The organism is Ewingella sp. S1.OA.A_B6 (genome assembly GCF_049889095.1).
Classification (GTDB): domain Bacteria; phylum Pseudomonadota; class Gammaproteobacteria; order Enterobacterales; family Enterobacteriaceae; genus Ewingella.
The window spans coordinates 1-13,228 of the sequence record NZ_JBLJFK010000002.1 but is presented as its reverse complement, the minus strand read 5'-3'; the positions used below and the strand labels follow the sequence as shown (position 1 = coordinate 13,228).

General features: G+C 50.9%; 10 protein-coding genes. 4 read left to right on the top strand and 6 right to left on the bottom strand.

The features are described from left to right. Positions 1-4 precede the first annotated feature (4 nt). The 3 genes from ACMV8I_RS08330 to ACMV8I_RS08320 all read right to left on the bottom strand — a co-directional run bounded on the left by ACMV8I_RS08330 (position 5) and on the right by ACMV8I_RS08320 (position 4,988). Positions 5-1,291 carry a VRR-NUC domain-containing protein gene (locus ACMV8I_RS08330; protein ID WP_498864770.1) on the bottom strand — a complete coding sequence of 429 codons (1,287 nt, stop codon included), beginning with the start codon at positions 1,289-1,291 and terminating at the stop codon, positions 5-7. After that, positions 1,291-3,783, bottom strand: coding sequence for a type VI secretion system Vgr family protein (locus ACMV8I_RS08325; RefSeq protein ID WP_498864769.1), 2,493 nt, complete (start codon positions 3,781-3,783; stop codon positions 1,291-1,293). Before ACMV8I_RS08325 ends, ACMV8I_RS08330 begins: the two co-directional genes overlap by 1 nt. A gap of 731 nt (positions 3,784-4,514) precedes the next feature. After that, complete coding sequence (locus ACMV8I_RS08320) at positions 4,515-4,988, bottom strand: tetratricopeptide repeat protein (RefSeq protein WP_498864768.1); 474 nt, start codon at positions 4,986-4,988, stop codon at positions 4,515-4,517. A gap of 276 nt (positions 4,989-5,264) precedes the next feature. Here ACMV8I_RS08320 and ypfM point away from each other — a divergent pair, with 276 nt between their 5' ends. Then, positions 5,265-5,324, top strand: coding sequence for a protein YpfM (gene ypfM, locus ACMV8I_RS08315; protein ID WP_139804174.1), 60 nt, complete (start codon positions 5,265-5,267; stop codon positions 5,322-5,324). A 303-nt stretch (positions 5,325-5,627) separates the two neighbouring features. On the opposite strand, the gene acrD is transcribed toward ypfM, so the two are convergent. Next, positions 5,628-8,786: a multidrug efflux RND transporter permease AcrD gene (gene acrD / locus ACMV8I_RS08310; protein WP_498864767.1), complete on the bottom strand. Its 3,159-nt coding sequence runs from the start codon at positions 8,784-8,786 to the stop codon at positions 5,628-5,630. Positions 8,787-9,194: 408 nt separating this feature from the next. Between acrD and ACMV8I_RS08305 the strand changes: the two genes are divergently transcribed. Continuing rightward, complete coding sequence (locus ACMV8I_RS08305; protein WP_498864766.1) at positions 9,195-9,479, top strand: winged helix-turn-helix domain-containing protein; 285 nt, start codon at positions 9,195-9,197, stop codon at positions 9,477-9,479. Positions 9,480-9,591: 112 nt separating this feature from the next. Beyond that, a complete protein-coding gene (gene nudK, locus ACMV8I_RS08300) occupies positions 9,592-10,167 on the top strand; it encodes a GDP-mannose pyrophosphatase NudK (RefSeq protein WP_498865018.1) in 576 nt (191 codons plus the stop codon). Between the two features lie 103 nt (positions 10,168-10,270). Here the strand turns inward: nudK and ACMV8I_RS08295 are convergent, their stop codons facing one another. Further along, a complete protein-coding gene (locus ACMV8I_RS08295) occupies positions 10,271-11,449 on the bottom strand; it encodes a hypothetical protein (RefSeq protein ID WP_498864765.1) in 1,179 nt (392 codons plus the stop codon). A 150-nt stretch (positions 11,450-11,599) separates the two neighbouring features. Here ACMV8I_RS08295 and ACMV8I_RS08290 point away from each other — a divergent pair, with 150 nt between their 5' ends. Next, positions 11,600-12,733 carry a DUF1176 domain-containing protein gene (locus ACMV8I_RS08290; protein WP_498864764.1) on the top strand — a complete coding sequence of 378 codons (1,134 nt, stop codon included), beginning with the start codon at positions 11,600-11,602 and terminating at the stop codon, positions 12,731-12,733. 112 nt (positions 12,734-12,845) lie between these two features. Here the strand turns inward: ACMV8I_RS08290 and ACMV8I_RS08285 are convergent. After that, on the bottom strand, positions 12,846-13,228 hold a 383-nt coding region (locus ACMV8I_RS08285), incomplete at its 5' end, for a transketolase-like TK C-terminal-containing protein (protein WP_498864763.1).

Below are 13,228 nucleotides of genomic sequence, written 5' to 3'. Positions count from 1 at the left end.
CCTTTTAACCAGCTGCCAGTGCTGCCGTACCCGCACCTGCTCCGAGGATCCCCGACAGAGCTCCCCAGGCACTGATTGCCAGACGGACAATCAGTAAAAATGCCCCAATAATGGCTTCTGGTATACCCAACGTTACGACCAGCACCCCGATACCCACGGCAACCAGGATCACTCCGACCGTTTTAGCAACGTTGGTCAAGACTTGCACCCAGTCCACCTGTTTCAGCATCTCCAGTGTCATATCGGTGGCTATTTGTATTTCTGCCCATGCCGCCTGAATCTGGGTATTGGTCCAGGATTTGACGTACTTGCCGGTTTTACTGGCCCATACCCAGGCCTCGCTTCCTTGCTGATAAACCCACTCACCTTCGTCGTTAAGCCAACCAGCCGCAGAGCTTAGTACCTGTTGTGTCTCTTTTGATAATGCATTCCAACCCTCGGCAACGCCCTGTATGGCACCTTCGCTGAGGTCGGCCACCATTTTACCAGCGTAAGTCCAGGGCTCTATTTTTGCGGCGACGGGGATTGATGGCGGACGTGGCATAAAGATCGGCGGATAGAGAAACAGCGGCCAGTATTTTGCACCGCTGGTTTTCCAGGCTTTCATCGTCACATTCACCACCTGATCGCTCCACTGCTGCCCTTCTGGGCGGCAGTCGTGGATCTCCAGAATGGTCATTCGTGTAGAATCATCGCCAACAATCTGCATATATTCGTCGTACTGATCCCGATAAAGGACATCTCCCGGAAACTTCACCTCCACCAAACGAGCCAAATTATCAACATGCATATGACCTCCGTTATCCAGCCCGGTTAGCCCCGGCCAGCGATCCTGCTTATTCTTGACGATAATAACATCCGGGCGGCGGTAGATACCTTTACCCGGCACAGGAAATGGGTTGGTGGTGTGTCGACGACCTGCGCCGTCCTTCTCCAGAAGGGTACTACTGAGAAACGGGCGTGGCGGGCTGGTCCGCATATCGAATGACACTTCCGCCTTATACCACCAGTGGTAATTGCGGGCGATTTCGTCGGCACGGATAAGCCCGCTCATCATCAACTGCTTAAGGCTCATCTGGTAGCTTTTGCCATTCCGGCGGATATTTGCTGACAGACGAGGAAAGCGCATGGCGTACTCGACTTTCATATGCAGATACTTGCGGTTTTCCGGTGTGGGGAGCCTGGAACGCTTCTCCACCATTTCTACGCCGGTTGTCGTACAGTCCCATGGCTGATTGTTCGTCCCGGTAGGAATGTCCATTGAGGTATCGGGTAAATCGGGCAGTTCCATTACGCATCCTCCCTGAGTTCTGTTGTCAGTTGCTGGTTATCGTCACCGCCAACAAACCACAACGTTTCTTTCTGTTGTGGCTTCTCCTGCACGATGTGCAGCTTCACATCTTCCGGCTGGCGGCTATATACAGGCACAGTACGGCCTTCATCATCGCTGTATCCCGTTGCAGTCTGACCCGAAGATGTTTTCAGGCTGTAAGGCGTTCCCGACAGAATATTGCCCTGCTCATCCTGCAACTGATAAATGGCAGAATAGATGTACGGCGTCCCCATCCTGGGCATGCTTACCGGCATCGTCGCCCTTGCCGTCGTCGTCGTCCGCTTAATCTTGCGCGTATAGGTCCCCGCCGTGCCGTATTCCACTTTCCCGGCATCAATAATCACGTAGCTGCCGCCGCCGATTAAGGTGACTTTTTTCTTACCCGCAAACAGCATGTCTGCCGCCGATACCAGGCTCAGCTTTTGCTCTGCACTCAGGTGCATCGCGCCGTTCTGCGCCTGAATCTGTACCGGGCCTTCGCTGGATATCACGCTCAGCTTGCCGGTACGCGCAAATAACCCAACCTGCTCACCCGCCAGCCCCACGATGTTGCCCATTGCTCCGGCGCTGATATCTCCGCCCGCATTCATGGCGACGTTCTTCTCTGCGGCCAGTTGCATATGTTCGCCGCTGGTGAAGGCGATACCCTGCGGAGCCGAGAAGTGGAGCATCTCGTTCAACGGTTTCAGCCGCTGGTTAAACATCGCGAGCTGGCTGGCGATATCCGCCTCCAGCGCTTCCGCCTGTCGGGCTGCGGCGGCAAGGTGCTGCATTTGCTGCTGGCAAACCTCGATTTCCCTGAGGGCCGTGTTCATATCCAGCACCTCGCCCTGGCCTTTAGTCTGGCCGTCGGCGCTGATAAACAGCCCTTTTGCTACGCGGATAACGCCGTATTCGTCGGTACGCAACTCAAAGCCGATCCCGCGTTGTTTATTCTGATCGTCAACGATATGGCCCTGATTCAGCTGTGTCTTACCGAACTCAGTATTGAGAGCGATATGCTCTTCACCGCGTTTATCCTCAAGACGAATTTCATTTTTTCCTGCTGTGCGGAGTATGTTCTGGCTGCGGTTGTCCCGGTTTACGATGTCGGGGTGCTCAGAGTCATGAAACGCATGGCCGATATAGGGCTTATCCGGATCGCCCCCATCAAACAGGATCCCGACTTCGGTGCCGTCAGTCAGCGGCGTATGCCAGCCGTGCGTTTCTCCGGCGTAGGGTTTTGCCATCCGTACCCACAGGAAGTTGTAGCCCGGCTCGGCATCTTCGCGGCTGAAATCCAGTTTCACCCGATAGCGACCCAGCCGGTCAAGATGAGCGTAGTTATCATGCGGCTGGCGGCTTTCAATCCGGGCCGGTAACGAGCCGTACATCACCGGACGCGGGATTTCTGGTGGTCGGCAGCAGAATTGTTCGCTGTAAGGCATGCCCCACACCGACACATGCAGGCGGGAATCACGCGCGCCAATGTATGAGGTGAAGTAAATCAGTATGCCGTCTGGGATGTCACGCAGAGTAAGACCCTGTGGCTCAATGACCATGCCAGGACTTAGCCAGTAAGCGTTACTGAACAGGTGGACGAGAGCAGATTTATTCAACAGACGTTCGTGATGCAGCCGGGCATAGAAAGCACCGCTTTCGGTTTCGGGTTCCAGCTCATCTCCGGCGGTCTGGTAAGGTTCAGCGTAACGGTAATGCCCTCCGGTGGTGACTGCCGGGGAACGAACTTCTGCTGTCGAGTCCATGGGGTCAGCCGCCGTGCGATAATTATAATCACGGGTAGTGACTTTAGCCGGCGTCGTGTTGAACCTGACTTTGATGCCCCAACCACACAGCTCGGCTCCGTCATACAGACCAGAAGGTTCGTGATACGGCAGAACATGATTAAATTGATAGTGAGTCTGGCTGTCGCAAAATACCGTCAATTCCAGTTCGGTGACGTCGTTCATTTCCTGACGGAACCAGATACCCACTTCGGCGAGGATACGCTGAATGAACTGGAGGTCAGTTTCCCTCCATTGGGTGATCAGCTCTCTCGAGGGATAGGTGCGTTCGAGGCGAAATTCAAAATCCGGCTCTTCCAGCCCGTGTGCCCGCAGTATCTGCTCCACGACTTCCGGAACCGATTTATCCAGAAACACGGCACAACGGCGGGTATGTGACAGTAGAGCAAGACGGGATTCGAGAGTGATGCGGTAGTGCGACTGGTCAGCATTCGTCGAAAGCCACTCCAGCCCGGTGATGATACCGTGGACCACCTTATTATCCCGCATCGCGAAACTGGCGTATTTCATCAGCACCTGTTCAGGGCGGATATTGGCCTGTGGGGTGGTGAATTCGATGCGCCAGCTAAAGGGCTTGCTTAGGGCCTCGGTGCCACGAAAACGCAGTACATCGGGAGAAACGGGGCTGCCATTGATCGTAAGGGTATAGGGAGAGGCGGTATCCATCAACTCGATCCTGAGTTTAATCAGTGGCCTGGAATTGTCTGTCCATTACCCCTACAAATCAAGTGGGATGATGATAATTCATACAAAAAAGGATATTTCTCTCGGGCGTCCTGCTCGCTGAGGATATGCAAAAACTCACGCATGTTGAAATCCGTCCGTTCATACGACAGCGGGTTTCCGGTAGATTAAATCAGGAATATATCTGGTCATAGGGTCAGTTGCCGAAAGACTGTCCAGCTCAAGGTCAATCGCACAGCTACAGAGCTTTGTTGGTGATGCATTGAATCTATTAATTTTTGATACCATAAAGGGTGAAAGGAACCGCTGAGGATATCTCTGTCATGGGAAACGTTACCTGTGATCACAACGTATTGCCGGGCCAGTTTGATGACCCAAAGCTATTAACAATAATGCGGGAAAAGGGATCCAGACCGGAATGTCATTCTTGCGCGTAACATGATGAGATAATGGCTATTGTTCAGTAAATTAATATAATCCGTTACTGGGCGAATTTTCCTCACCCCATACCCGAAGGAAATAGGGCTGAATTGAATATAGCCGTCACGTCTGACGACGCATCCACAATGTTCGGCGGCGCTGAATGCTGTCAAAACCGGCTTCAGAGGTGCTATTTAAAATGGAAACCGTACAGTTTTATTAATCAATTCAGTCGCTGGGAAAGATAAAATACATGGCCTGATGTAGTTATATATCAGAAGTAATGGCGCATTTTATTCAATCCGATCGAGGTCATGAGAATAGTGAGTAATGGCTTTTTTATAACGGATGATTTCCTGCAACGTGGAGCTTTCAGTCATCAGTAATAATAATTGCGATACCGCTTGTTTGGCATGACCTAAATTATAAAGCGTCATGGCACGAAACATGCGGATATCATTGGCATCTGGGAACAGGCGCAAGCCTTCATCGAAGGTTTCCAGCGATTCTTGATAACGTCCCAGCGTGCGGTAAGTGCTGCCAAGGCCTAAATAAGCATCGCGTAAATCCTCGCCGCCAAGATGGCACTTTATGGCTGCCTCATAGAAGGGTACAGCTTGCTGTTCCAGCCCGATGATGTCGTACAAAGAGGCCACCTTGTAAAGTAACTGCGGATGCTGGGTCTTCGAAGACAACATTCTCAGCGCCCTTTGCAGTGCATCTTCATAACGACCCTGAAGGCTCAGTTTCTCAATTTTTTGTAGCATGTACAGTGACCCTTACTCTTTCTTTTCGTATGAAAGCAGGAACAGTTAAAGAAAAGCAGCTGAAGTGCCGATACTGATAGTAACTAAAGTCAAATAAAATAGCGCGTCATGGCGGATAGGGCAATAACTGTCCGAATTTTAGGACTAATGCTAACGTTTTGATTTGGCTGATTACCGGTTTTCCAACTGTGATCCTGATTAAAATATCGGTAATTAGAATTGGTATGGTTAAATTTTCGCTGTATGATCACTTTCGTTAAATTTAAGGGGAGTATTATGGTCGAACAAGAGTTGGGTAACTGGAAAGACTTTATCGAAGCCATGCTGCGCGGTTAATCGCCCAGAGAGTTAGAAAGATAAAGAGTATTAAAAATTCCGTTTGTTGTGTCAATTGTCATTGCTCTATTTAGTTTTGTATTAATATGACACCCGTGGGAACCAATATAAACATCCTCATCTTAGAGCCGCATACACAGTAATATAAAAAAGTATGTCGAGGTGATACAAAACGAAATCCTTATTATACCGCAGTTTAATGTTCCGTTTTACATAACGCAGTACAAAAATTGCAGTTTAAATGACAATAAGTAAAAAGGCGCTAACCAAAATTAGCGCCTTTTTTATTGGTTATTCTCGTCTTTATTTATGCGGTTCCTGTAGGGTTTCGACGCTATCACCCATCAGTGGCGTTACCGAATTTTTTGCCGGGAAGCGACGTCGCACCAGTACAAAGAACAGCGGAACGAAGAAGATGGCCAGAACGGTAGCGGAAATCATTCCGCCAATCACTCCGGTCCCTACTGCGTGCTGACTGGCTGAGCCTGCGCCCTGGCTGGTCGCCATCGGCAGTACGCCGCAAACAAATGCCAGTGACGTCATCAGGATAGGGCGCAAACGCTGGCGTGATGCTTCGAGTGTGGCCTCCATTAACGATTTACCTTTCAGGTTCAGATCGTTGGCAAATTCGACGATCAGAATGGCGTTTTTCGCCGACAGACCGATGATGGTTAGCATCCCGACCTGGAAGTAAACATCGTTCTCCAGCCCACGCAACCAGGTCGCCATCACCGCACCGATCACGCCAAGCGGCACCACCATCATGACCGAGAAGGGAATTGACCAGCTTTCGTACAGCGCCGCCAGGCACAGGAATACTACCAGCAGTGAAATAGCATAGAGCGCCGGGGCCTGCGCACCGGATAAGCGTTCCTGATAGGAGAGGCCGGTCCATTCCAGACCAAAACCGCCCGGCAGTTTGGCGACCAACTGCTCCATGTCATCCATTGCCGTACCGCTGCTGACGCCGACGGCAGCTTCCCCCACAATTTCTAATGCTGAGTAACCGTTATAACGTTCAAGACGTGGCGACCCGGTTTGCCAATGTGAGGTTGCAAATGCCGAGAAGGGGACCATGGTGCCTGCGGAATTACGCACGAACCATTTGTTCACGTCATCGGGCATCATGCGAAACGGGGCTTCTGCCTGGACGTAGACTTTCTTCACCCGACCACGGTCAACAAAGTCATTCACATACGTCGACCCCCAGGCGGTACTTAGCGTACTGTTGATATTGGTGATGGAGACGCCGAGTGCCTGCGCTTTGGCTTGATCGATGTCGATCTGCAACTGTGGGCTGTCATCCAGACCGTTATGGCGAACGCGGCTCAAATTGCTGTTTTTAGCCGCCATTTCCAGCAACTGATCGCGTGCCGACATCAGAGCGTCATGACCATTACCGGCATGATCCTGCAATTCCATGTCGAAACCGGCGGAAGTCCCCAGACCATTGATCGCAGGTGGGCCGCTGGCAATGACTCGCGCTTCCTTGATGTGCTTAAACTGTTTGGTTGCCCGCTCGATGACATCAAACACCGAGTTTTTACCTGAGGTCCGTAGATCCCAGTCTGTCAGACTGATAAACAGCCTCGCCACGTTCTGACCGTTACCGCCAGGGCCTGCGCCCAACGTCGAGAATACCGACACAACGTCTTTTTTCTCATCAGTCAGGAAGTAGTGTTCGATCTTCTCGACCACTTTCTGCGTTTGTTGCAGGGTGGAACCCGGTGGCAGTTGGACCTGTACGGTCAAAACACCCTGATCCTCCTGCGGCAGGAAGGAGGTTGGCAATTTGACGAACAGGAAAGCCAGGATGCCCAGAATCAGCAGATAGGCCAACATGTAGAGCATACTGTGCTTAAGGACGCTGCCTACTCCTCTTTCATAACGGCTGGCATTGCGGTCAAACATGCGGTTAAACCAGCCGAAGAAACCGGTTTTACCGTGGTGATGCCCTTTGGCGATAGGTTTTAATAACGTAGAGCACAGGGCAGGAGTAAGCGTCAGGGCCACAAACACGGAAAGCACCATAGCTGCAACAATGGTGATGGAGAATTGGCGGTAGATGGCCCCGGTGGTACCGCCAAAGAAGGCCATCGGAATAAATACCGCCGACAACACCATCGTGATACCAACCAGCGCACTCTGAATTTGCCCCATCGATTTACGCGTGGCTTCTCTGGGGCTTAACCCCTCTTCGCTCATCACGCGTTCGACGTTCTCTACCACCACGATGGCATCATCTACCAGCAGCCCGATTGCGAGTACCATGGCAAACATGGTCAGGGTGTTAATCGTATAGCCGAACTGATGCAGTACCACAAAGGTACCGAGCAGCACCACCGGCACGGCGATGGTCGGGATTAGCGTAGCGCGGAAGTTTTGCAGGAACAGATACATCACCAGGAATACCAGCACGATCGCTTCAAACAGCGTTTTAACCACGTCGGTGATTGCCGCTTTAACGAAGGGAGTGGTTTCGTAGGCAACGCGTGTCTCCAGACCGTGTGGGAAATATTTTTCCAGTTCGCTAAGCCGTGCGCGAACCAGTTTATCGGTTTCCAGTTCATTGGCACCGGAAGCCAGCTGTACACCCATCCCAGAAGCCGCTTGTCCGTTGTAACGACTCAAAATGCTGTAGTCTTCAGCACCCAGTCCAATAACCGAGACATCACCGAGTTTTACCTGCGAACCATCCTGATTCACCCGCAGGCTAATATCGCGGAACTGCTGCGGCGTCTGCAACTGAGATTGCGCATTAACGGTGGCGTTTAGTGCCTGGAAATCGACGGACGGTGCGCCGCCCAACTGACCCACGGCGACCTGGCTGTTCTGCGCCTGAATTGCCGAGACCACATCGCTGGTGGTCAGCTGGTAGTTATTGAGTTTGTTAGGATCGAGCCAGATTCGCATAGCATATTGCGAGCCGTAGGCGGTGATACTGCCCACCCCGTCGATGCGGCTTAGCGGATCCTGAATATTGGAGGCTACATAGTCGGCAATATCCTGCTTATCCATACTGCCGTCTGTGGAGACGAACGCGACGGTCATCAAGTTGGTATCACCGGTTTTCGACACGGTCACGCCCTGGGTTTGTACAGCCTGTGGCAAACGTTTAAGCGCCTGCTGCAGCTGATTTTGCACCTGTTGCAACGCTTCGCTCGGGTCTGTACCTGCCTCAAAGCTCAGGGTTATCTGAGATTTACCGTTGCTGCTACTTTGCGAGGACATGTACATCAGGTTATCTAACCCGGTCATGTTCTGCTCGATGATTTGAGTGACGGTATTTTCCAACGTCTGGGCTGAAGCGCCCGGATAGGTTGCTGTAATACGCACGTTTGGCGGTGCCAGATCGGGATATTGCTCAATAGGTAAAGAGTGAATAGCCAGCGCACCGGACAAGGAGATGATGATCGCCAAAACCCAGGCAAAAATTGGGCGATCGATGAAAAAGTTGGCCATGCGTCAAAAACCTCGTTATCACCCGAACAGAGTGACTAACATCAGTAAATAAACAGAATTTCTGTCACCGACTCTGTGACTCGAATTATTTAGGGTATAAACGCTGAGAGGGGAGATGCCTCGCTGCGCCGATGTCTTCACATCGAAAATAGTGCCAAAAGCCAAAATAGTGCTGAAAGCCCAAATGATGCCACATTAAGCGGTAAAGGGTGAGGCAACATTATGCATAAGCACTTTACCCGCTGGTCAGGAATAAAACGTGGAGAAATAAAGGAGATAATGTAAAAAAGATTAGTGCTGATACATCATCATGCCGACAAATTTCTTACTCTCACGCTACTATTTGATGACCAGATCATGAAATAGAAGACGATAATGCGATCAAAAAATAGAGAACAGGAGTGATTCATGGGGCTGAATTCGGTATTTGCCCGCCGGCTTTATGTGTGCTGGTTGTTGAAAAACGAACAGCGACCGAACGTACCAAAATTAATGGTGCTTACCGGTTGGCCAAGACGGACCTTGCAGGATGTTTTGAAGGCCTTGCCTGGTATGGGCGTCGAGCTGGAATTTATTCAGCAAGGTGTCCGTAATAATGACGGTTATTATCAACTCATCGGCTGTGGGCCGCTGGACGAGCAGTGGATTGATCTCAACCGTGAGCAGATCCTCAATGCCATCGCACAAGGATAGCCTGTATCACCTTACCGCAGGATGAGAAACGCACTATTTACGTTGGCATACTTTAGGTAAGGAACCTATTATGGCTGGCTTCTCTCATCCACCTTTTGAGCGGGGACGCGGTATGTCATCGAAGATTGAAAACATAAAAAACCAGTTACTTTCTGATAACTGGTATGTTCTGCGCAAATACACCTACGATTTGATCAAACGAAATGGTGAACGCCAACCCCAGGCTCGTGAAGTCTACGACCGCGGCAATGGCGCGACCATTTTGCTTTATAACCGCAGCAAAAAAACCGTTTTGCTGATAAACCAGTTCCGCATGCCCACTTATGTCAACGGCAATGATAGCGGTATGCTGCTGGAGACCTGCGCGGGCCTGCTGGATAACGACTCGCCGGAAGATTGCATCCGTAAAGAGGCCATCGAAGAAACCGGTTATGCGATCAGCAAGGTGGAGAAGCTGTTTGAGGCTTACATGTCTCCGGGCAGCGTGACTGAAGTCGTGCATTTTTTTGCTGCCGAGTATGACGAATCACAACGTGCAACCGCCGGTGGTGGTATAGACGATGAAGACATCGAAGTCCTGGAGCTGCCGTTTGTGCAGGCTCTGGAAATGATAAAGGACGGACGTATTAAAGATGGCAAAACCATCATGCTGCTGCATTACGCTCAAGTTCAGGGCTGGATGGCATAAAGCACCTGGCGGATATTGTCAGCGTGTATAAAAGAAAAGGGCCGGGCGGCCCTTTATTACTTCAATATTTCATTCATTGCACATGGCCTGTGCTGCGACAGCATTAATCCACTTTTGGGAGCTTCAGCATCAATCTGCCTGTATGTCCGCTAATGGCTGACCAGGGCAATATTGACCAGTCTGGACTTTCGCATGTACGCATAACGCGTGGGAAAGTAGGTCCGAAATAGATCCCCTTTGCTGTAAAGTACCAGGCCGGAAAATGCCAGATCTCAGCGTCGGAGTAATCACAGTCGTCGTCGCTATCCTCGGTAGGTTTGACCATCTCCTGCGGATGGGCGATCGCCATCTGTTTTATCAACCAAGGGGCAAAGGACTTTTCACGATAGGCTGCGAAGGTATCGAAATCGACATCAGGGTTGCTGGCTGATGTACGATCTTGAGCCTCAAGATAGTGCAGGGGTTTACCTTCACCAACCCAAAGCACATCTTCGAGTGTTAATGGCTCAGCTGATTTAGCATCGAGGTTAATCGGTGTTTCGCCGAAATCAGGATGAGCGCCGCCGCAGTCGTAGTTGGTAAAAATACTAATGCTTACCACATCCGCATTCAGGAAGGTTGGCGTCACCGTCTGGCTGTATTCCCCCTCGCCAAACCGACTGGCACTCAACATACAGGCATGCCAGCCAATGACTTCCTGCCAGAGACGGGCGCGAAGTTTTTGATTGATGGCTGCACGCTGTTTTTCCGGATAACCCGCAACAATGTCGAACAAGCTGATGTGCGACTGGGGTTCGCTCCACCATTGCAGGGTATATCCCATGAATTCCTGACTTTTCCCTTCCACCAGGCTCAGGCCCGATAAGCGCAGATATTCGTAAGGCTCACTGTGCACCAGCGAGCCCGGATAGCTTTGCTCTGGGGTATCAGGGAGCACTGCTGGAGTCAGTTCCAGCAGCAACGATTTACCCGCCGTGTTAGTCCAGGTTCCTTGCCAGTTTCCCTGCTCATCACGATCCAACGTCAGCGTCGGGCGTGGTGTATCATCGAAGTCATCTGTTCCTTCATTCAAACTCAATTCATTATTTTTCAGCGTCCCATTGATGGGTAAGTCCAGACGATGCTTTTGATAAAAATAGCGACCTGTAACCTCATCGGGTTTATTCAGATCCAGTTCCATCACGATGTTAGATTTGCCCAACGTGCCTGTGAATACCAAAAGTGGCTCTTCGGCAAAAGCAGATAATGAAAAAAATGCCATCGAAATTATCCAAAACTTCATCCGTGTCTCCTGAAAAATGCGCTTTATTATTTTGATTGTTTTTTATACATTCGAGATAAAGAGGTATTCCGATACAGGGTATCAGTCTGATGGCAGTGTTAATGCGTCGCCGCTTGTTTTTTTGTTGGGTATTTGATTATTGTGCAATTTATGTCATTACCCTGCATCCGCATACGCTATCATCAAGACGATGAATTCGAAAATGAGTTGAACGCGATGATTTCTAATTGCCTAACCGCCCCCCTATTTTTGCTGACGGCCCTGCTGGCCGTAAATGCCGAGGCCGCTCCGCTACAGGCTATCTACAATGACTGGCAGGTGAGTTGCGACAACCTGAATCACTGCGCCACGCGTAATTCGCAGGATGGTCAGGATCTGGTATTGAACATAACCCGTGAAGCCGGTGCAGAAGGCCACTCATCGGTTAAAATTGAGTATCAGCGTAATGGCGATGAACCAAGCATCGGACAGCCTATAGTGAATCGTTTACAACTTGATGGCAAAACGCTGATGTTTAATCATCGTGAATGGGATGTCAGTAAAAGACAACTTTCCACCACCAATCGTTTGGTGATCAATGAGTTCATCAACGTTATTCGCGAAGGCAAAGTGATTCAACTGGGCGGGAAGTCGGTGCCGGCCCAAACATCGCATCCCGCTATCTCGCTTAAAGGACTTAAGGCCGCCTTGCTGGCGATTGATGCCCAGCAAGGGCGGGTCGGCACAAAATCTGCTTGGGTCAGCCGTGGTGCTAAACTGCCAGGTACAGTTCCTGCTGCTCCGGAAGCACCGGTTAAACCGAGCTTTAGCGAGCCACATCCTCTTAGTGACAGCGAGATTTCCGGTATAACCCAAAGCGCAGCAGCCACTATCGATAACAATGATTGCAGTCTTGAGCCTTCTGAGCGGGAAGTACATCTGTACGCGCTTAGCAATGACAAAGCGCTGATGACGGTCAACTGCGATATCGGAGCCTATAACCTGTTTGTGCTTGGTTTTACTGTTTCACGACAGACGCCTTACAAAACTGAAGATTTGGCGTTGAACATGCCTTTCAAACTGGGCGATGACGAGCAGGCTCCCGAGCTGATTAATGCCGATTTCGACCAGAAAACCGGCGAGCTTTCAACCTTTGATAAAGGCCGTGGAATAGGGGACTGCGGCGTTTCATCTCGCTGGATCTATGATGGCAGGCAGTTCCAGCTTACCTCGTTTGCTTCGGAGCCTGTTTGCGATGGTTACAACACCAGCGGAGAATGGCCAGTGTTATGGAGAACACAATAGTCCTGATAAAGGCACTGTCCAGATATAAAAAAAGCACCCAGATGGGTGCTTAGCACAGTGAATATGGCTTCAACGCGAGAGATTAAGCGCGCTGCACCTCTGGCGTTGACGATTAAGCCAGCAAACTTTGTGCTTTGGCCACAACGTTTTCTACCGTGAAGCCAAACTCTTTGAACAGCTCTTCCGCCGGGGCTGACTCGCCGAAGCTGGTCATACCCACCACTGCGCCGTTCAGGCCAACGTATTTGTACCAGTAGTCAGCGATACCCGCTTCTACCGCTACGCGGGCGCTCACCGCTTTCGGCAACACAGATTCACGGTAGGCCGCGTCCTGCTTGTCGAAGGCGTCAGTTGACGGCATGGACACGACGCGCACCTTGGTGCCCGCTGCCGCCAGTTTATCGGCCGCTTCTACCGTAATACCCACTTCAGAACCGGTCGCGATCAGGATCACGTCAGGTGTGCCGTCGCAATCTTTCAGCACGTAAGCACCGC

Excerpts from the sequence above, each read along its gene's own strand:
- ACMV8I_RS08325 (WP_498864769.1), bottom strand. The coding sequence starts at position 3,783 with ATGGATACCGCCTCTCCCTATACCCTTACGATCAATGGCAGCCCCGTT.
- acrD (WP_498864767.1), bottom strand. The coding sequence starts at position 8,786 with ATGGCCAACTTTTTCATCGATCGCCCAATTTTTGCCTGGGTTTTGGCG.
- ACMV8I_RS08290 (WP_498864764.1), top strand. The coding sequence starts at position 11,600 with ATGTCATTACCCTGCATCCGCATACGCTATCATCAAGACGATGAATTC.
- ACMV8I_RS08320 (WP_498864768.1), bottom strand. The coding sequence starts at position 4,988 with ATGCTACAAAAAATTGAGAAACTGAGCCTTCAGGGTCGTTATGAAGAT.
- nudK (WP_498865018.1), top strand. The coding sequence starts at position 9,592 with ATGTCATCGAAGATTGAAAACATAAAAAACCAGTTACTTTCTGATAAC.
- ACMV8I_RS08330 (WP_498864770.1), bottom strand. The coding sequence starts at position 1,291 with ATGGAACTGCCCGATTTACCCGATACCTCAATGGACATTCCTACCGGG.
- ACMV8I_RS08295 (WP_498864765.1), bottom strand. The coding sequence starts at position 11,449 with ATGAAGTTTTGGATAATTTCGATGGCATTTTTTTCATTATCTGCTTTT.
- ACMV8I_RS08305 (WP_498864766.1), top strand. The coding sequence starts at position 9,195 with ATGGGGCTGAATTCGGTATTTGCCCGCCGGCTTTATGTGTGCTGGTTG.